The 23416-nt window shown below is 35.3% G+C and carries 25 protein-coding genes; all 25 read right to left on the reverse strand.

Translation table 11 applies throughout. The features are described 5' to 3' along the window. Positions 1-1518 carry a phytoene desaturase family protein gene (locus AC3IS6_RS05480; RefSeq protein WP_489164012.1) on the reverse strand — a complete coding sequence of 506 codons (1518 nt, stop codon included), beginning with the start codon at positions 1516-1518 and terminating at the stop codon, positions 1-3. After that, on the reverse strand, positions 1515-5201 hold the full coding sequence (locus tag AC3IS6_RS05485) for a 1-acyl-sn-glycerol-3-phosphate acyltransferase (protein WP_489164013.1): 3687 nt from the start codon (positions 5199-5201) through the stop codon (positions 1515-1517). Before AC3IS6_RS05485 ends, AC3IS6_RS05480 begins: the two co-directional genes overlap by 4 nt. A 312-nt stretch (positions 5202-5513) precedes the next feature. Further along, the gene (locus AC3IS6_RS05490) at positions 5514-6701 is read right to left on the reverse strand and encodes a DUF2062 domain-containing protein (protein WP_489164014.1); all 1188 of its coding nucleotides are present in this window, start codon (positions 6699-6701) and stop codon (positions 5514-5516) included. Positions 6702-6720: 19 nt separating this feature from the next. Further along, positions 6721-7206, reverse strand: a complete 486-nt coding sequence (locus AC3IS6_RS05495) for a hypothetical protein (RefSeq protein ID WP_489164015.1) — start codon at positions 7204-7206, stop codon at positions 6721-6723. Between the two features lie 2 nt (positions 7207-7208). Continuing rightward, the gene (locus AC3IS6_RS05500) at positions 7209-7580 is read right to left on the reverse strand and encodes an ApeI family dehydratase (protein WP_489164016.1); all 372 of its coding nucleotides are present in this window, start codon (positions 7578-7580) and stop codon (positions 7209-7211) included. A 6-nt stretch (positions 7581-7586) separates the two neighbouring features. Further along, on the reverse strand, positions 7587-8201 hold the full coding sequence (locus AC3IS6_RS05505) for an outer membrane beta-barrel protein (protein WP_489164017.1): 615 nt from the start codon (positions 8199-8201) through the stop codon (positions 7587-7589). Between the two features lie 8 nt (positions 8202-8209). Then, the gene (locus tag AC3IS6_RS05510; RefSeq protein ID WP_489164018.1) at positions 8210-8839 is read right to left on the reverse strand and encodes a porin family protein; all 630 of its coding nucleotides are present in this window, start codon (positions 8837-8839) and stop codon (positions 8210-8212) included. Positions 8840-8876: 37 nt separating this feature from the next. Continuing rightward, positions 8877-9512, reverse strand: a complete 636-nt coding sequence (gene lolB2, locus AC3IS6_RS05515) for a flexirubin biosynthesis protein LolB2 (RefSeq protein ID WP_489164019.1) — start codon at positions 9510-9512, stop codon at positions 8877-8879. Beyond that, a complete protein-coding gene (lolA2, locus tag AC3IS6_RS05520; protein ID WP_489164020.1) occupies positions 9478-10104 on the reverse strand; it encodes a flexirubin biosynthesis/transport protein LolA2 in 627 nt (208 codons plus the stop codon). Before lolA2 ends, lolB2 begins: the two co-directional genes overlap by 35 nt. A 117-nt stretch (positions 10105-10221) precedes the next feature. Continuing rightward, the gene (locus tag AC3IS6_RS05525) at positions 10222-10998 is read right to left on the reverse strand and encodes a polysaccharide deacetylase family protein (RefSeq protein ID WP_489164021.1); all 777 of its coding nucleotides are present in this window, start codon (positions 10996-10998) and stop codon (positions 10222-10224) included. After that, entirely contained in the window at positions 10995-12062 is a 1068-nt protein-coding gene (locus AC3IS6_RS05530; protein ID WP_489164022.1) for a beta-ketoacyl synthase N-terminal-like domain-containing protein, read from the reverse strand. The genes AC3IS6_RS05525 and AC3IS6_RS05530 overlap by 4 nt, the downstream gene beginning before the upstream one ends. Beyond that, positions 12053-13255: a beta-ketoacyl-[acyl-carrier-protein] synthase family protein gene (locus tag AC3IS6_RS05535; RefSeq protein WP_489164023.1), complete on the reverse strand. Its 1203-nt coding sequence runs from the start codon at positions 13253-13255 to the stop codon at positions 12053-12055. The genes AC3IS6_RS05530 and AC3IS6_RS05535 overlap by 10 nt, the downstream gene beginning before the upstream one ends. Before the next feature lie 102 nt (positions 13256-13357). Continuing rightward, on the reverse strand, positions 13358-13615 hold the full coding sequence (locus AC3IS6_RS05540; RefSeq protein WP_017496902.1) for a phosphopantetheine-binding protein: 258 nt from the start codon (positions 13613-13615) through the stop codon (positions 13358-13360). Between the two features lie 2 nt (positions 13616-13617). Beyond that, entirely contained in the window at positions 13618-14235 is a 618-nt protein-coding gene (locus AC3IS6_RS05545) for a 3-oxoacyl-ACP synthase (protein WP_489164024.1), read from the reverse strand. A gap of 173 nt (positions 14236-14408) precedes the next feature. Then, positions 14409-15209, reverse strand: a complete 801-nt coding sequence (locus tag AC3IS6_RS05550; RefSeq protein WP_489164025.1) for a DUF5984 family protein — start codon at positions 15207-15209, stop codon at positions 14409-14411. Positions 15210-15297: 88 nt separating this feature from the next. Next, positions 15298-16437 (reverse strand): beta-ketoacyl-[acyl-carrier-protein] synthase family protein, encoded by a 1140-nt coding sequence (locus AC3IS6_RS05555; protein ID WP_489164026.1) that lies wholly within the window; start codon positions 16435-16437, stop codon positions 15298-15300. A 110-nt stretch (positions 16438-16547) separates the two neighbouring features. Next, the gene (locus AC3IS6_RS05560; protein ID WP_489164027.1) at positions 16548-16997 is read right to left on the reverse strand and encodes an acyl-CoA thioesterase; all 450 of its coding nucleotides are present in this window, start codon (positions 16995-16997) and stop codon (positions 16548-16550) included. Further along, a complete protein-coding gene (locus AC3IS6_RS05565; protein WP_489164028.1) occupies positions 16972-18261 on the reverse strand; it encodes an ABC transporter permease in 1290 nt (429 codons plus the stop codon). Before AC3IS6_RS05565 ends, AC3IS6_RS05560 begins: the two co-directional genes overlap by 26 nt. After that, positions 18251-19003, reverse strand: coding sequence for an ABC transporter ATP-binding protein (locus tag AC3IS6_RS05570; protein WP_489164029.1), 753 nt, complete (start codon positions 19001-19003; stop codon positions 18251-18253). The genes AC3IS6_RS05565 and AC3IS6_RS05570 overlap by 11 nt, the downstream gene beginning before the upstream one ends. 7 nt (positions 19004-19010) lie before the next feature. After that, positions 19011-20009 carry a BtrH-related acyltransferase DarH gene (gene darH / locus AC3IS6_RS05575; protein WP_291286425.1) on the reverse strand — a complete coding sequence of 333 codons (999 nt, stop codon included), beginning with the start codon at positions 20007-20009 and terminating at the stop codon, positions 19011-19013. Continuing rightward, positions 20009-20413: a flexirubin biosynthesis protein DarG gene (gene DarG / locus AC3IS6_RS05580; protein ID WP_489164030.1), complete on the reverse strand. Its 405-nt coding sequence runs from the start codon at positions 20411-20413 to the stop codon at positions 20009-20011. Before DarG ends, darH begins: the two co-directional genes overlap by 1 nt. A gap of 23 nt (positions 20414-20436) precedes the next feature. After that, complete coding sequence (locus AC3IS6_RS05585) at positions 20437-20901, reverse strand: hotdog family protein (protein WP_489164031.1); 465 nt, start codon at positions 20899-20901, stop codon at positions 20437-20439. 10 nt (positions 20902-20911) lie between these two features. Next, positions 20912-21343 carry a hotdog family protein gene (locus tag AC3IS6_RS05590; protein ID WP_489164032.1) on the reverse strand — a complete coding sequence of 144 codons (432 nt, stop codon included), beginning with the start codon at positions 21341-21343 and terminating at the stop codon, positions 20912-20914. Then, complete coding sequence (darB, locus tag AC3IS6_RS05595) at positions 21343-22476, reverse strand: dialkylresorcinol biosynthesis protein DarB (protein ID WP_489164033.1); 1134 nt, start codon at positions 22474-22476, stop codon at positions 21343-21345. Before darB ends, AC3IS6_RS05590 begins: the two co-directional genes overlap by 1 nt. A 16-nt stretch (positions 22477-22492) precedes the next feature. Next, positions 22493-23395, reverse strand: a complete 903-nt coding sequence (locus AC3IS6_RS05600; RefSeq protein ID WP_489164034.1) for an NADPH-dependent FMN reductase family protein — start codon at positions 23393-23395, stop codon at positions 22493-22495. Positions 23396-23416 lie beyond the last annotated feature (21 nt).

The following is a 23416-nucleotide window of genomic DNA, read 5'->3' on the forward strand; positions in this document are numbered from 1 at the left end:
TTATTCAGAAGCCTGATTGATTTTGGTTACTAAATATTCTTTTCCAACAATTTCAGAGCAGGTTACCACAGCGCCAATGGTGACTCCCAAAACACCGTGCATGTTAATACTTTGGCCTGTAAGATATAAATTATTCAGTTTGGTTTTTGACGGAATTAGCGTTTTCATCGGATTATTGGAATCTTTAACATATCCGTACATATTACCGCTGTCACCTCCAATATAATCCCTATAGGAAAGAGGTGTCGAGGTATGAATCGATTGAATACAGTCTTTGATACCCGGAAATTTCAGTTCGATCTCTTCTAAAAATTTCGCTGTCTTTCTGGATTTAAATTCTTCATAACTTTCTCCGCGGTCATTTTCTTCAACGGTAGTATTAAAAGTATCGCTCCAAGGAAGTACATCATCGTATTTCATATAAGTAATAAAAGTCATTCCTTCGGCCCATTCTTCCTGCTTTTTTGAGACATTCATGGAAGCCATAAAAGCTTTTGGCCAGGAAGTATCGTCATAATCATGAGAGCTCCAGACTTCGCAGCTTTTCTTAAAATGATAGTGATTGTGATTGATGTATTTGAAAGTTTCCGGTTTAAAAACGATATACAGACTAAAAGCAGATATGACACCTTCAAGACTTTGAATCCGACTGTAAAATGATTTTCGGAAGTGTTCTTCACCAGTCATTTTCAAGGTCGTTTTGGGTTCAATGTTGGAAATAAAATAAGAACCGGAAACACAGGTTCCGTCTTTCATGTCTACCGAAGTTACTTTTTTGTCTTCGACATTAAAACGGGTAACTTCTTTGTATTTGTAAAATTCGCCACCGTATTTTTTGAGCTGCTTTAAAAGTTGTTTCGTAATCTGACTTCCACCATTAATGCACCGCCAGGAACTTTGTATGTAGGAGTTTACAGAAAGTGCATGAACATAAAACGGTGATTTATCGGCAATTCCGGCATACAAAAAGTTAGAACCGGCCAGAACCGCTTTTAGCTTTTCATTTTGGGTGCATTCTTCAATCGTTTGTTTGGCGTTTAAACCTAAAATTTCATTGTCGTATTTACCTTCCCATTCTAAATTGTAGAGCGGAAAAGATTCGCAAATTGCTTTTATTCTTTTGCAGTATTCCTCGATATTGGCTTTTTCCTCGGGAAAAAATTGTAGGAGTTGAGCGGTAAAATTGGCATAACCCTGTGCATGAGGATATTCATTTTGATCGTCTTCAAAAGAAATGATATCAAAACCGTTATCGTCTAATTTCTTAAGATTTAGATGATCCATAATTCCCAAATACTTAAAATATTTGTAAAGATTTTGTCCTTCACCTAAACCTCCGATATAGTGAATTCCGGTATCAAAAATGGTTTTATCGCGCACAAAAGTCTGGAGATTTCCACCATACTGATTGTTTTTTTCGAGTACACAAACGCTATAACCTTCTTTGGCGAGAATAATCGAAGAGACTAATCCGCCAAGTCCGCTGCCAACAATTACAACATCGTATTGCTCTTTCATGCTAATTTTTTCTTTACTATCGTAATTCCTTTTTCTTCTGAGACAATTTCAAAGCTGGAGGCCATTAATTTTGTTTTATAATGCAGGCAATATATTAAAATTATGGAAGAAAATTTTGAAATGATTTTTTCAAGATCATTGTTATAATTTTCGTCAGAAATCAAAAGAACATCGTATTGATTTTCAAGTACAGCTTCTAATTGATCCGGATAAATTATTTTTCTTTTCTTTAAAAAATAGTTGGTCTTAGAAACCGCTCGCTTTTCTTCATCATTGTTAAAGGAAGTTATTTTTCGCTGGGGTTCCTGCAAGGTTAGCAACACATCTAATTGTCCATAATCATTAGATAAATGCAGTATTTTGGCATTCGCCGAAAGATGATTGTTTAAACTGTAGTAGGTTTCCAGATTGTTTTTTAAATCGTTTTTGACACTGTTGATAATTTCAATTTCCTTGTAATCGTAACTGTGCAGAAGCATTTTTTTGAAATAGTCAGGACCTTCTAACTGTTGACGAATTTTGCGGTACTCTTCTTTAAAAAAAGCACTCATTTGTTTGGTTCTCTCGGCATAATTTTTTCCAAAAGAAAGATCATTAGGAGCAATTCTTTCTAAAATTGAAACCGTAAGTTGGCTGTTATGGATGACGAAATCACCTTTTGGAATCGCTTCTGAAGCTCCGTGAATGACCACAGGAATAATATCCAGATTGAATTCTTCTGCCAGATAAAATGCACCTTTGTGAAAACGCTTGACCAGATTGCTTTCAGAACGTGTTCCTTCAGGAAAAATCATGAGCGAATAACCTTCGTTTATTTTTTGACGCAAATGTTCAACTCCGCCTTCGATTCCTTCCGAAACCGGATAAAAACCTGCTTTTCGAACAGTACCGCCAAAAATAGGAGAGTTGTACACCCAGTCGCTTACCAAAAAGATAATTTTAGGGCTAAGCATTCCCATCGCCAGAATGTCAATAAATGAAGAATGGTTGGCAATGATAATGGCCGGTTTTTCAAAGGTTTCACCAAATGTATTAATGACCTTTTTGCGAAGAAACGGATTGGAATACAATACCGATTTCATGAATTTTGAGATCACGTAACGGAATGCCTTCATTTTTGTTTTCTCTTTTATCGGAAGAATCGGCATGATGGTGATGCTAAAAAGCGACATCACAATTCCGCCCAGACCGTAGTAGAAAAAGGAAATTACACCGTGAATAAAAGTGCGCAGGACAAATGGAGGGTTTCCTTTTTTGGAACGGTTTGAAATGAATAGTTTAAAAAGAATCGGGTAGAAAATAAACGTAATAATAAGTGCCGCAAAAACCCCGATTAAAGATACAGATGAGATAGATCTCAAAGCCGGATGCTGTGCAAAAATCATGGCACCGATTCCTAAAATAGTGGTGATGACTGCAAGAATGATAGAAGTCCGGTAAATGGCAATTTCATTCTTCCCTGTCGTATATTCTTTTTGAAGGGCACTGGTCATAAAAATACTGAAATCGACACCATGACCAAAAATCAGTGTACAAACGATCATGCTAAAGATATTCATTTGAATTCCGAAAACGCCCATAATTCCGGCTGTAACAACTCCGGTTAAAGCAATCGGAATGCAGCTTACAATAACTAATTCCAGTCTACGGAAAAAGAAAAACAGAATCAGAATTACAGCTATAAACGAATAATTTACCAGAGAGTTAAAATCGGTTTTTAAAGTGCTGAAAAACGTTTCGTTCATTTGCTGGCGATCAATTGCAATCAGGTTTTTTTTAGCTGTGGCCAATTTTACAAAAGCGTCTCTTTGCTCTGGACTTACTTTTACCAGAGTAGAAATCGTGAAGAAACCGTTTTTTTCGGTTACAAACTCTTTTAGTTGTAGAGGCTGTATTTTCAGGTATTCTTGTGCCGAAATGGGTTTGAAGTCAAAGTTTAAATGATCAAAAAAGGCAGTATAGGTTGTGGGTTTAAATCCAAGTTTTAAACCTTCAGCAATTAGTCCGGTTTGTAAAAGCTGTTTTTTGTTGGCGTCCCAAAACGAATTCCACTGATCGATTTTTTGCTGTTGTTCCTGTCGGGAAAGCATGATGCCCCCAACAGAACTAAAATTCAATATTTTGGCGTTTTGTTTTTCTTTTGATAAATCGGTAAATAGGGCAGAGTTGTTTTGCAAAACCTCTTCCATACTATTTCCGTAAGAGGCCACATAAATGGTTTTTGAGGTAAGATTTGTGCTTTCTTCCAGGTCTTTTTCAGCAGCTTTTATTTCCTTCGGAATAAAATTCAATTGCGACAAATCGTTATTGAATCCTACATTTTTATACGTAAAACAACAAACAATGGTAATTAAAATACAAAAACCGATTAGAAATTTGTTGTTGTGAAAGGAAAAATGAGCGAGTTTATCGATCACATTTTTTTTGTGTTCAAAATTGTTTTCTTTTGGTTTGTAAAGATGAGGAACAATTAAAAGAGAGAAAAATGCGGAGGCCATTACAATGACGGCAGCAAAAATACCTAAATCATTTAAAGCATCAGATTTTACAAAAAGCAGACATAAAAAAGCAACGGCCGTGGTTGAACTGCTCATAATTACCGGCATGGTAATGTCTTTGTACAGTGTTTTTACATCGCTGTTGTGTTTGTAATGGGTAAGGATATGAATCGAATAATCAATGGTGATTCCCAACAAAATAGAACCAATTCCGAGTGAAATGGCCGAAATATGTTCTTTCACAAAATACAAAAAGGCTACGGCAAACAAGGCTCCAAAAAGTGTGGGAAGAAAAATAATTAAAGGAATAAGTACTTTTCGATAAAATAAAATCAAAATCAACATCAAGGTAAACATTGCGATCGAAGTGGTCAGAATGATATCGCTTTTGATTTGATCAGCATTTGCCACGGCAATAAGCGCCGAGCCAAAATAACGGATTGAAGTTTTGGTTTTAAATTTTTGATTCAGGTTATCCTGAATGGATTTTAGTTTTTCGGCAAAAATGGTATTCTGTTCGGTTTCACTCGAAGGAAGATTTGAGGTGATAAAAAGAAGCAGTTTCTTTTTGTCTTTGGTCATGACAAAACCATTGTCAAGTGTAAAATCGTCGCCAATATTTAATTGTTGTAATTTTTTTAAAGCGATAAAAGAAATGCCCAGCGGATCTTGTAGAATAAAATCTTTTGTAATAAATCCGGACGGAGAGATAATTGACTTATAATTGCCCTGAACTGTCGCCGCAATACTGTCTTTTTGAAGTTTATTTTGGAGGACTTCATAATCTTTTTTTTCCAGAAAAAGAGGCAGATTGTTGTAGACAAAATCAATGGTCTCCTGAATATTTTCTTCATCAATTTTCCCCTGAATACTGGTTACATAAGGTTTACAGGATTGGGCAACACTGTCTGAAAAAGCAGTTGCCATTTCTTTTAAATCTTCTTCGGTTCCGTTTTTATCGAGTTTGAAAATAACGGTAATTTTATCGGCAAAATTAAGCTGCTTGAGCACTTTTGCCGTGGCATCGGCTTTATCGTTGGTCGGAATCAGTTTGGTGATGTCCTCTTCAAATTTAATTTGAGAGGCAAAAAAACCAAAAGCGAAGAGCATCAAAATGGCCAAAGCAACCGATAAAGTTTTTCGTCGGTTTACAAATAAATGAATGGCGTAGAAATAGTGATGCATAAGTATTTAATATTATTTTTGGGCTATAGCTTTTTTTCGCCACAGATTAAAAGGATTATAAATGCTGTTACCAGTTTGCGACGAATTTCACAAATTTTCACGAATTAATTTGTACAAACTTGTGAAATTGCTTTACTAGTTTACTTTCGTTCAAGTAGTGGTAACTTGACATAGATTGAAAATCAATTTAATCCTTTTAATCTGTGGCATTTTTTCGTTACGTTTCCGCAATTTATTAAAAATTAATTCGTGAAAATTTGTGAAATTCGTGGCAAAAAAACAATGAAAACCTTTTCAATCTGTGTCAAAACGTTACGTAATCTTTGTTTTGTTTTTAGTGCTAAAAGCGGTTAAAAGTAAATAACTTATAAAACCAATTGAGAGCGCTAAAACGGATGCTAAAATAAGACTTCCCACGATATATTGTGTTGCATTTTTTTGAATATCATCAAGTGTAACCGAACCATTTGCAGTTTGCATAACATCGTTTGAAACAAAGTAACTTCCCATTTTTAAAGATCCGTAAATAACAAAAGGAATGAAAGGCGGAAAACTCACATTTGAAGCTAAAAAAGCAATCACTTTGTTAAGCTTAAATAAGGTAGCAAAAGTTAAAAGTAGGATGGTTTGGAACCCCCAAAAAGGAGAAATTCCGATAAAAATGCCCAAAGCAATTGCCGCCGATTTCTTGAAATTAGAATCGCTGCTCTCTAAAATATCTTCAAGGAAGAATCTTTTAAAACCTTTTTTTTTTGCTCTTCTAAAAAAATCTCTCGGTTTGATATACAGCAAGGCATTAAGGACCAAAATGGTATTTAAGATACTGATTCGCGTAAAGTCTTTAAACGGACGAAAGTGTGAAACACGTTCAGCGGGATCGTACAAAATCTGAATAGGAATGTTTTTAACGACAATACCTTTCCAGGCAGAGCGAACGATTACTTCAATTTCGAATTCAAATTTATTGGTATAAAAACGTTTCGGAATAAGCCGCAAAGGGTAGAGTCTGTAACCTGATTGGGTATCGTCAAGTTTAATTCCAGTTTCAAATTTAAACCAGAAATTAGAAAATTTATTTCCAAAACTACTTTTCTTAGGCACGTTTTCCTGTGTCATATTGCGGCTTCCTATCAATAACGAATTGGGTTCGTTTTGAATCTCAGCAATAAAATTCGGAATATCTGAAGCAAAATGCTGTCCGTCTGAATCAATAGTAATCGCATACTCAAAATTCAACTCGATTGCTTTTCTGAAACCATTTCTTAAAGCTCTTCCTTTCCCCAGATTTTCAGGATGATGAATTTGAGTGCATTGCGAATATTGTTTCAGGATTTCAGAAGTTTCATCAGTCGAACCATCATTAACAATAATGATATTTGAAGTGAAATCTAAAACAGAATCGAGAACTCTTCTCAGCGTTTTATGATTATTGTACGTTGGAACAATAACACAAAAGTGAGTCGAACTTAACAATTTCTGTTGTGGTAAAGTAGGTTTCATGGGGACTTTGTTCCTTAATTTACTTTACAAATTGTCTCTCTTTTTCGGAGAAACTCTTTGATTGTAAAATAAAGTTTTTTAGGTATTCTTTTAAAGTGGCATTTTGCTCAGCGTAGTGGTCCGTGAGGTATTTTTTGTCTTCTTTAATGTTTTTTTTATAACCGGTAATTCCGGGAACGTTCTCCTGAATGCTCAGTCGAATCATTCGCATTTCAATATTATTCGGATCGTTTTTTATAGTGGCTTCCAATAATTTGGCACCTTCTTTAAAACGGGCCATTTTATTTTTTAACCGATCTTCATATTTTGAATCCAATAAAATAGAGGCCGCTTTGTAGGCCACCAAAATGGTATCATCGTTGTTAGAAACAGCGGCAAGTTTTTGTGAAAATTCTTTAGCATTCGATTCTGACTTTGTCACGTCAGAGTACATTTTTCTAACGCTGGCCAAATCCGGAGTACCTGCAAAATTAATCCATAAAAGCAAGGACAGTAATAGTTTCATAGTTATATCTTTTTGTACACATTGCTCAGTTTCAGGGCAACGGTGTCGTTAAAATAAGTGGTGTTTTTCACCTTAACCAAATCATCTTCAGTTGTAACGATATCCAGTTCTAAACGCAATTCAGGATTTACTTCGGGATTGATTAATGCCATAAATTTTACATTTGAAAGCGTCTGGATCATCAAAGTACTTTTGGTAATTGATTCCGTAAGTTCTTTAATAATCTGGATCATGCAAACTCCTGGCATAATTGGATTCCCTGGGAAATGACCTTTGAAAACTTCATGTTTTTCATTGACCAAAATCGCAATTGTATATTTAGAATCTCCTGTTTTTTCTTCGGAAAGAACTGTGTAAAAATCTTTTAAAACCATATTTTTTTATTTGCCAAAAGGATAAGAAACACCTAATTGAAAACTAACATTTGTATTATAATCACTAAACCAATAATCATTATTGTTACCATTGCTGCCGTAATAATCACTATCCAGAACATCCACAATTCCTTTTTTGAAACGAGCTTCAAAAGTTAATCCGGAAGGCAATCTATAACCAATACCCATTATAAACGCCAGGTCAATATCTGATTTTTCATAAAGTAAATTGTCCTGTAATCTAAAGTCTAAAGTTGGACCAACCTGAAACTGAAAGCCATTTTTTAAAGTAAACTTATTAATCATAGCAATAGAAAGATAGTCGATTTCTAAATTTTTAGTTTGAACAACATCATTGCCATTATTATAATTGATATAAGTTTTAACATTACTCGCTCCTTGCTGGCTATAAGTGATTTCCGGCTGTAAAGTGTAAATTTTAGTTAATTTAATTTCACCAAAACCACCAATATAAAAATCAGTTCTATAGTCTGAACGGGTATTGGAGAATGTAGAAAAAGAAGCTCCGGCTCTTAAACCCGGTTTGAATGTTACTTGTGCCTGTACACTTGTTAGGGCAAACAAGGCCAATACGATAATTACTAAATTTCTTTTGTTCATGATTTAATTTATTTTACTTTGAAAGTGTAACTAATACCTATTTGAAAAACCTGATTTAAAGTAATGTCATCATAATAGCGTCTGTTTTCATTGTCATAATCATATCTGTCGTATCCATAAATATCAACTAATCCTTGTTTTAATCGAGCTTCAAAAGTTAATCCGTTTGGCAGGGTATATCCAACTCCGCCAACAATAGCAAAGTCAACATCAACTGGGTTCTCACCAAATTTGTCAAAATTATCATTGGTTTTAAAATCTATAGATGGACCGGCTAATACGTGGAAACTTTTTCCTTTAAAATGAAATTTAGCCACTGCTCCAAGTGTAATATAGTTTATTTCGGCTTTCTGACTTCTGCGACGGGAAGTGTTGTTGTCAAAATCTAAATAAGACAGACGAATATCAGAACCCTGTCTCGAATAATTTAATTCCGGTTGCAACGTAAAATATTTATTGAATTTTATGGCCATTAATGCACCAACATAAAAATCAGATTTTGAACTGCTATTTTCCGGCATATTACTTAAATCCGATATATTTAAACCTCCACGAAATCCCGGACTAACCTTTACTTGTGCATTTGACGTTATAATTCCAATAAATAAAACAAAGGCAATTACGGTTATTTTTCTCATTTTGGTTTTGATTTAAGTTTAGGTTTAGTTTAAATTTTTATTCTGATTTAAAGTAATTTAATTCAATTTTCAACTTAATATTTTGGTGATTAATCAAAATCTTCTCGGCAAAAATATCGTTTTCTGAACTAAATGTTAGTGTAAATTTTTCTTTTGTTTTAGAAGACTGAACGACCTTTTCTAATTTGTGATCTTTTTTGGAGATATAAAGATAGTTGTCACGCTTCCCATCCGGCGATTTATAAATGTCAGCGGATTCGTTTTCAAACTGTTGCTGAATCAGATAATCCTTTTTTAGTAACAAACGGAAATCTTCTTTTAGCGTATGAATCAGGATTTTTCGGTCTAATTCGGATACAATCGAATTGACTTTAAAGTCCGTTTCAGAAATCTCAAAGTCTAGTAATTTGTTGCCAAATTCGGTAGTAAAAACAATACGATGTGTAGTGTCATTGATTTTTTTGGCGATGAAGATTCCCGACATTTCATGACCGTAAACCGTAATGTTGGTTTTATACACATAATCGGTTTTTGAATCTGCGAAATAAGGAACCTGGTAAGACGTTCGGTCTAGTTTTTTTGGGGTATAGTTTTTTGTGACTGCGCTACAAGAAACCAAAACAATCGCTAGGAAGCAATTAATTATTAAAAACGGAATCGTCGATTTTTGCATTGATCACTTTATTTTTAAGTACAATTCGAGTATAATCTTCAGAGGATTCTAATAATTTGACCTGAATTACGGTTGCTTCTTCCTTGTCGAAAGTCAGTTCAATTTGTTTGATGTATTTTTTTAAGGCGGCATCTTTAGGAACAAATTTCGCTATATTTTGTCCTTTTGATTTGAAATAGGAAATCGCAAATGCTGCGTCGTCAAACATATTGCCGCTTACACTTCCGACAATTAATTTGTTGATTCGTCCAAAGATTTTGCTGTTGCCAATATCAACGGCACTTTTCTTTCCTTCATCGTTAATTAGGATTTTCCCGTTTTTAAAAACAATACTGTAGTTGTATGGTTTTTTGTATTGCCATTGCAGCAATGAAGGCTCTTTAAAAATCATCTTTCCCGAAGTTTCAATGTCTTTTGATAAAAAATCAAGATGTTTGTACTGAACAAAATCAGTACTCAGGGTTTTTATTTTTTTTGAAACCACATTTACATCCTGCTTGAAAGCCGTAATTTCTGCATCAGACATTTTCTGTTCCTGAGCAAACAAATTGCCGGAGATAAATAAAATTAAGAGTGCTATTTTAGTTTTCATATTTATTACGAATTGCGCTTTATTATTTTGCCACAGATTAAAGGATTTTCACAGATTAATCATTAAAATCCGTTTTTTATCCGCGTCTTCGCGTAAGCGAATCTGCTACATCCGTGTTCAGTTTTCATAAGCTTTAAGATTCAAAAGTTCTTCAGTTGAAATCACGGTATACTTGTTTTGCTGCAAAAATTGCAAAAACTGTTCCAGTACCAAAATAGAGTGTGATCCGGTGTCGTGTAAAAGTACAATTCCACCCGGAGAAATACGTTTTATAATTCGGTTGAAAATTAAATTCTGATTTTTGGTTCCGCCATCCAGCGAGCGGATATTCCATCCTATCACTTTGTGACCAGTTATCTTTAAAGCTCTTCTGATCGAGGGTGTTGTAACTCCATATGGAGGACGAAAGAAGTTTATTTTTTTGGAGGTGTATTTTTCTAAAAGAGCATCCGTTTTCTGAATTTCACCAGTGATTTTTTTAGCATTATAAAAATCAAAAAAAGGAGAATGACTGTACGAATGATTGCCAACCAAATGTCCTTCTTCAATAATTTGTTTTACAATTTCAGGATGTTTTTCAAGGTTTTTTCCAATGCAAAAGAAAGTCGCTTTTACTTTGTATTTTTTCAATAATTCCAGAACTTCTAAAGTGAAAATGCCCGGTCCGTCATCGAACGTAATGGCAATTTTTTTTTCGGTTTCCAACGGATTATTGCAGTATGCTTTTACATGATAATTAGAAGAAATTATAGAAGAGCCTACAGCGTTTATGCCTAACCAAATAAAAACAATTGCTATAAACCATACCCAGTTAATTGCGATATATAGCTTTAGAAGAAGCAATAGCAGCAATAAAAAGAGAAAGAATAACGAAATGTTTTTATGCGTTATCATTTTGAAAGTAACGTAAAACTATGATTTTTTCCGTTGAGCTGATTGTACAATAAAATGGTTTGGTAAGCCGGTTTTTCAACCGAATTTGCTTTTATGATTTCAGGAATTTCCTGTGTTTTTAAAATTTTAGACGCCATCCATAAAGCAAAGGCCGATGCGGTATCGTATTCACCACTCAGGTGTTTGTAATACAATTGAGGGGTTTGGGTGAAGGCATTTTCTGCCAGATTTTTATAATAACTTTCAAAATCTACATTACCGTCAAATCCTAAAATCAGAGCATCAATAGCTGAAACTTCTAATTGATTGGATTTCAAAAAGGAGATAATTTCAGCTTCAACTTCATTCTCCTCCAAGGTGTTTACGATCGCAATGTCTAGCACTTCTGCGTAGGTGGTCTCTTTTCTTTCATTTTCTAAAACGAAAAAACTGGCACCTTCGCCATAAACAGCACCACTTGTAGTAGAGTCTAAAAGGTTGTAGGGTTGCTGATCGTCTGGTTTGATACGTCCTGACAATTTAAAAAGAGCAGTAGTATATTCGCCATTCTCATCAATTCCGCCCACGAGAACAGATTGTGCTTCTTCTTCTTCAATTTGCATTTTAGCATCTAAAAGTGCCGATTCAAAAGAAACAGCTCCGTTTACATAGGTAAAATTGTAACCGTTGCATTTTTGTAACAGTGCAATTTGAGCACCAACCGTATTATGGGTCGATTGAATAAAGGATGTTGGGGTTAAGAACTCCTCATTATTGTCAAGGATATTTTTCAGGAATTTTTCGGAGTCTTCAATACATCCTAAGCCTGTTCCGGTAATAATGGCATCAACATTCTCGATTTGTGCGTCTTTCATGGCAATTGTCGAAGCCACGATTCCGTTTTTTACTCCTTTTGCCATTCTTCTGATGGCGGCCGGAGAAATATAATCTTTGTAAACCGGAGGAACAATTTCAAGGACGTTCTTGTCATGATTGTGTACGGCTTCTTCTAAAAAAACAGTATTAAATGTTTTTTGAGTCGAAATACAACCTATTCCATTTATATATGTTTTTTTTAATTGCATTTTGAAAATATAAGTGTTGAACAGTTACCTCCAAACCCGAAAGAGTTGGACAAAACATGTTCGATAGTTGCATTTTTTAAAGAAGTTTGCGGTTTTAAATCAAACTCTTCCATTGGTGTTTCGAAATTCAGATTTGGGTAAACCACGTTATTCTGAATGGCCAAAACGCTATAAACGGCTTCAATGGCAGCCGCAGCGGCCAAAGTATGTCCTGTAAAAGGTTTTGTCGAACTAAAATCGGGTACTTTTTCGTCTCCGTAAATTCGAAGGAGTGCTCTTCCTTCAGACAAATCATTGTTTGGAGTTGCTGTTCCGTGAACGTTGATATAGTCGATATCACCAGGTTTTAAACCCGAAACGTCAAAAGCTTTTTTCATGGCCAGGTAAGCACCGTCTCCATTTTCTGAAGAAGCCGTTTGATGAAAAGCATCATTTGCATTGCCATAACCTGACACACGGGCCAGAACTTTTTTGTTTTGTTTCTGAACGACTTCATCAGATTCTAAAACCAGGTAAGCAGCTGCTTCACCCAGATTTAGTCCTTTACGATTATTGTCAAAAGGTTTGTTGTAATCGTCAGATAAAATCATGAGGGTTTTGAATCCGTTGATCGTAAATTTAGCCAGAGCATCGGTTCCGCCCACAATTACGCGGTCCAGTTTTCCGGATTTTATCAGTCTTGCACCCAGCATAATTGCGTTTGCAGCCGATGAACAGGCTGTACTTATAGTGGTAACAATCCCTTTTAAACCCAGCTCTTCTGCAATTTTTTCGGCTACATCACCGCCATCGTGACAAGTAATGTATTTCACAAGTTCCGGATGTTTGAAATAATCGTAATAATGCTTTTCAGTCATATCCATTCCGCCTACGCTTGTTGCCGAAATAAGTCCGGTTCGGAATTCATTTATGGAAGTAATTCCGGCATTTTTAACGGCCTGTTTTGCGGCGAAAGTGCCAATCATGGCCGTTCTCGAAAAGTTATTATCAGGAGTAAGTTCTAATTCTTTGACCAATTCGTCATTGGTTTTTTTAATTTCCCCTACTTTAATGATATCAGCGTGAACCGTTTCAATGTTTTCGATACGCGTTACCGCAACTTTATTTTCGATTAACGAAATGTAGTTTTCTTCGACTGAATTTCCAATCGAGGAGATAATTCCCATTCCGGTTATTGCAACACCTTTTGTCATTTTAGATTTTAGATTTTTAGATTTTAGATTTTTTAAACGATTATTCAGATTTCGAATATTTCTGTTTAAGAAATCTAAAATCTGAAGTCTAAAATCTGAAATCTATTTCGTTCTGTTTGCGCTAATGTACGCCGCCATAGTTTCGATGGATTGAAAGATGGTTTTTCCTTCTTTTGGATCAACTAGTTTAATTCCGTAATCCTTATCTAAAATTACGATCAATTCAAGCGCATCAATGGAGTCTAAACCTAAACCATCTCCAAACAAAGGGTCGTTATCTGCAATATCTTCGATCGCGATATCTTCAAGGTTAAGAGTTGTAATGATTTTGTTTTTTAATTCTTCTTTTAATGCTTCCATGATTATTTATTATATAATGTATTGATATTTTCGTTGTTATATTTTGTGCTTTCTTCTTTGCTGATGGTGCAAAGAAAAGCCTTGTAATCGTCGTTGAAAAATTCTACCCAGCCACAAAGAACAGTATCTGCTTTATTTGTATTCAGAAGAATAGTGGAATAATTGGACATAAATTCAGTGTTAAAGGCATCAAATATAAAGAAAGAATTTTCACTTTTCAGCTGATGGCGAATACTTATTTCACCCAGACAAATATTTGGCAGTGTATAGACAAAAACCGCCGGACTCGGAAAGTAGTTTTCTTTGTCAGAAATAGATTCCTGATACTTAACATCGGTATCTAAACTCGATGATTTATTGGCCAGAACCAAGGCAATATTGTTTTCCTGTTCCGTTGAAGTTATCGGACTCAAAAGCAGTTCAGCTCCTAAAAAAGCCAGTTTGCTCAAAGCATCCATTTTGAAAAACTTCGGGTATTGAATGTCAAAATTGCGATAGGCCTGTTTAGAGAAATCACCAAAATTGGTCGGTTCAATTTTGAAAACAGAAGTTCCGTTCAAAACAATTTCGTTGTTTTCAATGGTGCAATAGGATTGTATGTGAGCTTTGTTTGGATTCATTATTTTAATTTAACACTAATTGCACAAATTAGCACTAATTGATTTTGAGGTTTAAATTATACTACTTAATCTGTGAAAATTAGTGCAATTCGGGTTTACTCTTTATTTTATCTTTTCAAATACCACAGCTGTATTACAACCTCCAAATCCGGAAGGTGTTTTTAGGGAATATATTATCTTATTTCTTTTACTATGCTATTATATGTTTGTTCAATATCTGTCCAATTTGTTTTATTAACTGGTTCTTGTTTTAGTATTTTGAATGCATTCCAAAAATCTTCTTTTCTTTCTTGATGTTCTTCAACTAACCTTTTTTTATCAATATGTATATTTTTAAAATCTTTAGATAATGCTAATTCAATTTGGTTGTCCATTTTATTAAAAAAATCTTCTCCGAACAATTTGATTTCATTCACAAAATCATGGTAGTTCATTTCGCAGAGGCCATCTTTCACTGTCCATAAACTTATACCATTTTCTAAAGTATATTCAGCTTCCCAAATAATTTTTATTTGATCATTTTTTCTGAAGAAAAATAAATTCGGACCACCAATTAAGTGTGCTGAATGTAATGTTCTCTCATTAATCCACGAAAGTAATTTATAATATTCATCAAAATAAAAATCAGTATTCTCATTTTCATCTGTATCATGAATATTAAACCAATTTTCTGATTCATTTTTAAACTTTTCTAAATCTTCAGTTAAAGAGTAAAATTTTTCAGGAATGCTTTCATTTATTTTCCCAAAAAGGTTTGTAAAATCCTCAATGAATCTGACTAAATAATACTCATTATATGATGTTGATTCATTTCCAAAATAATAAGTTGCTTCATCAGAATACTCGTAAATTATCTCATTTTCGAAATCGAGCCATAACTCTCCATCTGTTAGCCAAAACCAACTTAAACGTTGATTTGGTTCTTGACCAACAGGAATTATTTCATCAATATATTTTAATTTAAAATTTATCATTTTTAGGATTTACATGAAATAATAATTATTTTTTCTCTCCAACTTTCTATGAATTTTGAATTGTTTGGAAATTCTGAATAATTACAATCTATTTGATCTTTTCAAATACCACAGCCGTATTGCAACCTCCAAATCCGGAAGCTGTTTTTAGGAAAAAATCAATAGTTGCCTCTTCGTTTTTCTCAATAACATTGATTAATTCGCTAACCCCAATTTCATCAAAACCTTTCGATTCAAAAAGTGTGTTTTGATTTACAGATTCAATAGCGATTACGGTTTCTAATAATCCGGAAGCGCCTAAGGTATGACCGTAAAATCCTTTCAGACTATTGACTGGAACATTTTGCAGACCTAAACGGTTTAGGGCAATGGCCTCCATTTCGTCGTTGAAGGGAGTTGCGGTTCCATGCGCTGAAATATAATCGATTTTATGGGGTTCAATTTGAGCTTCTTTCAAAGCATTTTGAATACTTCTGAACAAACCTTCGCCCGTTCTGGATGGACCCGAAATATGATTGGCATCGTTTATCGAACTGTCTCCAATAACTTTTATTTTAGCATTTGCAGTTTCGGCAGTAACTAACACTGCTGCCGTCGCCTCCCCCAAGCTTACGCCGGTTCTGTTTTTAGAATACGGTTTACAGGGCAAATCGCTCATGGCCTGAAAAGCATTAAAACCGGACAAAACAAATTCTGAAACTTCGTCGCCGGCCACAACAAAAATATTGTCGTACAGTTCAGACTGGATCATTCTTTTGGCAACAGAAATCGCTAAAATTCCTGAAACACAAGCATTAGAAACGACAATGGGTTGTGTTTGAAATCCGAAAAAAGCAGCAACATTTTTTGCCAGGACATCTAAATGTGCGTTAGCAAAACTTTCTTCCGAATTATCTTTTAAAGCCGTTACATTTCCTTTTGTGGTCGAAAGTATAAAAGCCGTTTTTGAATCTAATTGAACCGCTGCATTTTTGATAATTGGCTCTAAAGCCAGAATCATCATTTTCTCCAAGCGGGAGTATTTTGTTTCAGTGCTGATTTTTGCAAAGGCACTGTTTATTTTTTCATCAGGAATTACCGAACCATAAAACGGAACCGGCATCAAAGAAATGTCATTATTTAGCTGAATGCCCGAATCACCGCGAAGAATTGCTTCAACATTTGATTTGACATCAAAACCTAATGGTGTGATGCAGTTGGTTTGTGTAATGTATATTTCTTTTAACATTTTATGATTTTATTCCGGCGTATTTTTTAGGACACGCAGATTTAACAGATTAAGCAGATTTACACAGTTTGTTATTTTTTTAATTTGTGTCAATTCGTGCAATTCGTGTTTTATTTCAACAATCCAACTTTCTTTTTCCATTCTTCATAAAAAGGAGGATTCGTCAACATTAGATTTCCTTCCTGATCTAAAAAAACCTGAACGGTTTCTCCGGTGCAGGCCACCTCACCTTTATCATCCAGTATTTTAAAACGGTAGATCATTTTTGCAGCGGGTGTGTCAATGACTGTAGTTTCTATTGTTACGACATCGCCATAACGCAAAGACAATTTGTGTTCGCATTTTGATTTTACGATTGGAGTTGTGTAGCCTGTTTTGGCAATATCCAAATAGGTAAGTCCGTGTTGACGGCCAAACGCTTCACGTCCATCTTCAAAATAGGTGATGTAATTGCCGTGCCAAACGATTCCAAGCGGATCTGTTTCGTTAAAACGAATTCTGATTTCATGTGAAACGGTTAGGGCAGTGGCTTCGTTATACTGTTCTTTTCTTTTTGTCATAAAATAGGGCAATGGATGTTGTGATAATAAAGAACAAAAATAACAAACTTATTTTTGGGATGATTTCAAGGAAAGAAACGTTGCGCAATAGAACATCATAGAAAGCTTCTAATCCCCAATTCATAGGAGATGATTTGGCAATAAGTTGCATGATGCTTGGCATTGCAAAAACGGGAACCCAGATTCCGCCAATAGCAGCCAGAATAATAACGCTTGTGGCGCCAAATGGAGCTGACTGTTCCTGTGTGCTCGCGATAGTTCCGAGTAAAATTCCAAAGCCAATGGCTGCAAAACCTGAAAATAATGCTACCACACTCATTAAGAACAAATGGCCTTCGACATTTAAAGAAGGCAAACCAATATGTGGGAATAAAAAGATTGCCACGGCCACCATCATGTAAAACTGTATCATACAAATGGCCGAATAGGTAATGGTTTTACCAATAATAACCACGATGTTAGAAACCGGATTGGTCAGTAATCGAATAAATGTTCCCTGAGATTTTTCTTTTACGATATTGATGGACAACGGTATCACAATAAAAAATATGGCAAAAAGTGTCCAGGCCGGAACGTTGTGCTGTACAGAATTGGGACGTACTTCTTTGTTGTTTATTTTTGGAATGATTTCTTTGAACGTGATAAAGCTCTTTTGCTCAAATTCGGCATTTCCTTCTCCCAATTGATTTTGAAAAGTCGTATAAATGGATTTTGTCTCGATTTGAGAAATCATCTTATCGATCGAACTCATCACGGCATTTTTGAAGCTCATTTGAACTGCCGGATCAAAATACAATTTGACTTCTTTTTCTTTAATTACTTTTGGTTTTTTGGCTTGAGCCGAGGTATCTGTTTCTGTTAACCCCATTTTGCTCACAATGTTTTCGACATTCTGATCAATTTTAGTTTGCAGATCAACACTTAGTTTTTCCGGAATTACAATCGCCAGTTGAAATTTTCCTTTGTAAACGGCTTCCCTGGCAATTTCTTCTGTAATGGGTTTATTATCAATTTGTGTGACCACACTAAAAAGCTGACTTTTTTCCAGATTATCAAAAACGGTTTTAGACACTGAACCTTTGTCCTTATCGACCAGTAAAATCTGAATTTTGGTATCGCTTACGGTTTTAAAAGTGTTGTCCTGAATTAAGGTTACGGTAATAACTAAAACCAAAGGCATGATAAATAAAATGATTAATCCGCCTAGATCTCGTTTGAGCAGGAGGAATTCTTTTACGACCGACATCCAAATTTTATATACCATCTCTAAAGTCTTTACCGGTTAATGAAATAAAAACTTCTTCAAGATTGCGGGCTTCTTCAGTAGAAGCAATTAGGCTTGAAGGTGTACCCTGAGCGTAAATTTTGCCGCGGTCTAAAATGGCAATATTGGTACAGAAATCTTCCGCTTCTGCCAAATGATGGGAGGTATAAATAATGGTTGTTCCGTTTTGATTTAAGAGTTTCAGATAGTCAATAATGGCATTTTTAGACTGTACATCAACTCCAACGGTTGGTTCATCTAAAAACAAAACTTTGGGATTGTGTAAAATTCCCGCGATCAAATTGACTCTGCGTTTCATACCGCCTGAAAAAGTTTCGATACGTTTGTCGGCAAATTTTAATAATCCTAAAAGATCTAAAGTTTCAATGACTTTGTCTTTTAGATAACTGCCTTTTAAGCCGTACATACTTCCAAAATAATGCAAATTTTCTCTGGCCGTTAGGGTAGGGTACAAAGCATATTCCTGTGGAACAACGCCAATGATTTTTTTGATTTTGGAAGAATGATGGGTATAATTTAGCCCGTCGATCGTGAAATGCCCTGAGGTTGGTTTTATTAGACCGCAAAGCATTGAGATTAAAGTGGTTTTTCCGGCACCATTTGGACCTAATAACCCAAAAATCTGACCTTCACTGATCTCCAACGAAACATCGTTCAAAGAATACAGATCTGCATTTTTGTACTTTTTCGAAAGGGATTCTATTTTTATAATGGATTGCAAAATATTTTTAGCTAATAGCTTTTTTTAGTTTTTTGAAAAAGATTTCTTCTCGATTGGCTATGTCCAGAAGTTCGTTAGCAATCGTATTGTAGGCATCTTCTTTGGCGCTTCTGTTTTTGTAAATTCGGGAAGCTTCAACCGCAAAGTCTCTCCATGAATCTCCAATTTGTGTCATTTCTTTAGAAAGCACTTTCAATTCTTCATTATTTAAGATAACCGAAGCTTCCTGTAAAAAAGCGGCATAGATAAATCGAAAACCTCCGCCACCTGTACCAATTTCTTCCTGCATGCGCACCATTTGTGCCAAATAGTGATTGGCTTTTTTAGTACCGTGTTTTACGGGCCATTTTCTAATTTGCTTCGAAACAAATTTAATTCCGCGTACCCCAATAATAGGCATGGGTGCCAACATATCGCGACAGGTATTTTTGATTCCTTTGATAATGGCGCTTTTCAAATCGACGTCTTTCGGAATTTGAATCGGATAGTACATTTGTCCTCTTGGTGCAAAAGCTCCTTTGGCAAAACGTACCTTGTCCAGTTCGTCATGTGTCAGGGTGGTAACGGTTTCCATAACAGGATCACTCACCAGATAATCAGTTTCGGTTTTTCCGTAAACGACTAAATTGTGTGCGTTAAAATGAAAGCGGTATTCATCAGGAAAATAACTCAAATGATACACGCCAACTTGTAATCCGGTTGGGATATTGTTCTTTAAATTTTCGTCCAAAGCCTTATTGGCATTTGTTGTTGAAGAAAACTTTTGTCTTTTTATTTTTAAGTTTAAACGGCTTGCTAGTTTGTTAAAGATCTGTCCAGGCAAAGTTCTGTAACTAATTGCGGGAGCATGATTTACTTTTATAAACGGCAGGTATACGAAGAAAAGTCCCGAACCAATACCAAAAACCATCGGCTCGCTGATATTTAGTCCGTTGTTTTTTAACAAATTCGAAGCCACTCCATTTTCGCAATGAGCAGATTGATGATGTGTAAAATTAGTTTGCATTACGCGGTTTTAATATTTTTTAATTCAGCGATTGAAATTTCAAAAGCATCGGCATATTTCTGTAAAACAGAGTTGTTTAATTTGGCAAAAACGGCTGGTTTAAAATGTCTTTTTACGCGCCATTTCCACATTCCAACATAACTGGATAAAATAGTAAGATCCATTTTGTTGAGTTCCATATAATAACAAATCGGACTTACTTCTCCAGTTTCTACCTGTTGTTTTGCTTCGGCAATTCGTTCGTTTATTTCATCGATCGAATTGGATAATGCGATGGTTTTAGGTTCCCAACCAGTGCTTAAGGTTGTGGTATAGTCGCCATTTTCATCGGTGGCATAAAGCAGTTCTTTCAGATTGTTTTTGGTGAGATTGCCTTTGTCTTGTGGTACATTTTCTTTTTCCATGGCCTTTTTCTTTTCGATTGTAACTATTCCGGAACCGAAATTGTTTTTTGAATGAACAGATTAATTTCGCATTCCAAAAGTATTTTGTCAGCAAGCAGACTTTCGCAGCTCATGGTACATAGCGTATAATCGTCGCCCGCAAATTTTGAAACCAGATTGGCTTTGGTAATAATAGTATCACCTACTTTTGGTAGTGTAAGTATTTTCAGGTTTTTTATCGCACTGATAAAGCCTAGTACATTTACATTTTCGTTTTCTGTTCCGTCTTCGTCAAAAAAATATTTTTTGCCTACAATAGACGAACAGGTTTGTGCGGTGTTTTCAATTAACCCGGCTTCAATAAAAGTGTTGTTTTCAACAAAAATATTATCTTCCCGGATCAAAAATGTGGTTTCTACAAAACTGGAATCTATATCCAAAATTAAATCCACCATAAGCAGCGGTGCTCGGTGGGGCAAATAGTTTTGTATGTCAACTCCGGTTTTCATACCTAATATATTATTTGGCTAAAACGGTTTTCATTTGTCCGTTCGCAATTTCTTCGTTATTCAGATAAGTTACAATGTTTACTAGCGTAATTCCGGCAAACTCCTGTAAAATAGTTATGTTAGATTGAATCGTTTCATTGACTTTTGGCAATTTTTTGATTTCAATTTCTTTGATCGAACCAATGTAACCCGTTGGGGCAGTTTCGTTTTTCAGGAAAAACTGGTAGCCGGTGTGCAAAGCCACGGACTGTGCCATATGTTCGATTAACCCTGCTTCTAAAAAGGTGTCGTTGTCAGAAAAAATGTTGTCGCTTTGGATTTTTAAACCCGCAACCAGTGAAGTTTCGTTAAACGAATACATTTTATCTACCATTACAAAAGGAAACTTTTGTGGCAATAAATTCTCGACGGCGTCTTTCTCTAAAAGTAAAGATGTTTCCATTAGCAAACCGTTAAATAAGCATAAGCAAAGGAGAATCTTCCGCTCTCGGGAACAGACAATAGAATACGATCTCCCTTTTTTAAATTTCCTGAATTCATTAATTCTTCCAAAGCTAAGTAAATAGAGGCTGAACCAACATTCCCCACTCTTGAAAGATTCATGAACCATTTTTCATCGGCCATCCCGATTCCTTTTTCGGTCAGTCCTTTTTTTAATCCTTCCACAAAAAAGTTAGAAGAAACATGAGGAATAAAATAATCAATCTGATCGGAGGTGATGTTGTTTTTATCCATAGCCTCTTTCATGCTCTCCGCTCCTTTAGAAAGAATAAATTCATCTAATAATTTTACATCCTGTTTGATGGCAAAAACCGATTCGTTTAACCATTGCTCCGGTGCATAATCGCTCCAGGCTTTGATCTCGCCATTTTCTAATTTATCACCACCGGCATACATACAGGTTTCTAATTCGTAAGCATAGGAAAAGGCTTCCATCCATTCAATTTTTAAAGAGACAGGTCCTTTTGGCTGGTTCTCTAATAAAAATGCTCCCGCTCCATCAGACAACATCCAGCGTAAAAAATCTTTTTTAAATGCAATGATAGGCTGTTCTTCCAGGTTTTTCAGATTGGCAGCTTCATGGTTGTACATCTGGGCATTTAGCCAGGTCGAAACTTTTTCAGATCCTGTGCAAACGGCATTTTTTGAGTTTCCTGATTTTACAGACAGAAAACCAAATTTTAAAGAATTCATACCCGCACAGCAAACTCCTGTTGATGAATTTAGTTCTACAGATTTGTTTTTTAATAAACCGTGTACCATCGCGGCATGTGAAGGCAGGAAGATATCAGGAGTTGAGGTTCCGCACGAAAGTACTTCAAGGTCCTGTGCTGTAAAGTTTTCGTCGAACAACTGCACGATTGCATTTCGCGTTAACTCGGCGTTGTTATGGGTGCTTTTTCCGGATTTATCTATAGCGTAATAACGGCTTGTAATTTTATTATTGCGCAAAATAATGCGTCTTGCTTTAGAAGCAGCATCATTAATGAGGCCTAAATAGCTTTCCATCTCGTCATTAGAAATGGCTTCATTTGGCAAATATTTTGCGGCTTTGGTAATATATACTTCAAACATAATCTAATTTCGTCTTCTAAACTCCTTGATAATATTGAGTTTCTCTTTTTATGGTTTTTAACTTAAAGGGGTAGGTAATAAGGTGCAATATATACACTATTGGCGAGATTAACCATATTGCCAGGAATAAATAAACATTAAATACTTTAAGAAGCGTTTTTCTGTTTTTTTGATTTTTATAAATCAGATTCGACCATTTATTAAAAATTTTATTTGCAGTTTTATCAACGGTTACCAGATAGGGGCTGATTTTAACGGCGTCAATGGCAACCAGTTTAGGTTGTAAATGCTGTAATTGATTTTGATTGAATTCAGAAAGGATCACTTCTCCAAATTTATCTGACTCCTGTATGTCTTTCTCGGATACTCCCGGTAACGGAAAAATGCCAAGATATTTTTTCTTAACGCCTGAAAACATCCATTCTACAATCGTGATTACACTGATTAAATTTCCAACGCGATCTACTAAAGCAACGTTTCCAACTAACTGAGAATTGGACTCTTTTAGTAAAACTTTGATTTTTTCCTGTGCCATAATCCACATATTGCGAGAGCCGCTGATGGTGATGACAGGGGTGTTGTTTAGTATTTTTTTAGCATCGGCGCTTTTTAGAAAGGAATTTATAGGAATGGAAGGAGATAAATACCAAACCTGATAATGAAATAATACCAAATCGTATTTTGTGTTTAGAATTTCTTCCGGAAGGGGTTTTAATTCGGTTGGAATTTGTAGAAATGATTCCGGGAAAGCGTCAAAAAAAGCAGCTTTATTCCATGGAAAAGGAAAGGGTTGCTGCAGTTGTATTTCGTGAAAAGTTACATTTATTTCTTCTGAATTTAGGAACGGTTTTGCAATATTTTGTGCAATTGTTCCCAGTTGTCCAGACTGCGTATAATAAATAACGAGAACGTTTTTCATGGAGGTTTACTTACTTTGGTT

It is taken from the genome of Flavobacterium sp. KH_035, from assembly GCF_057839565.1.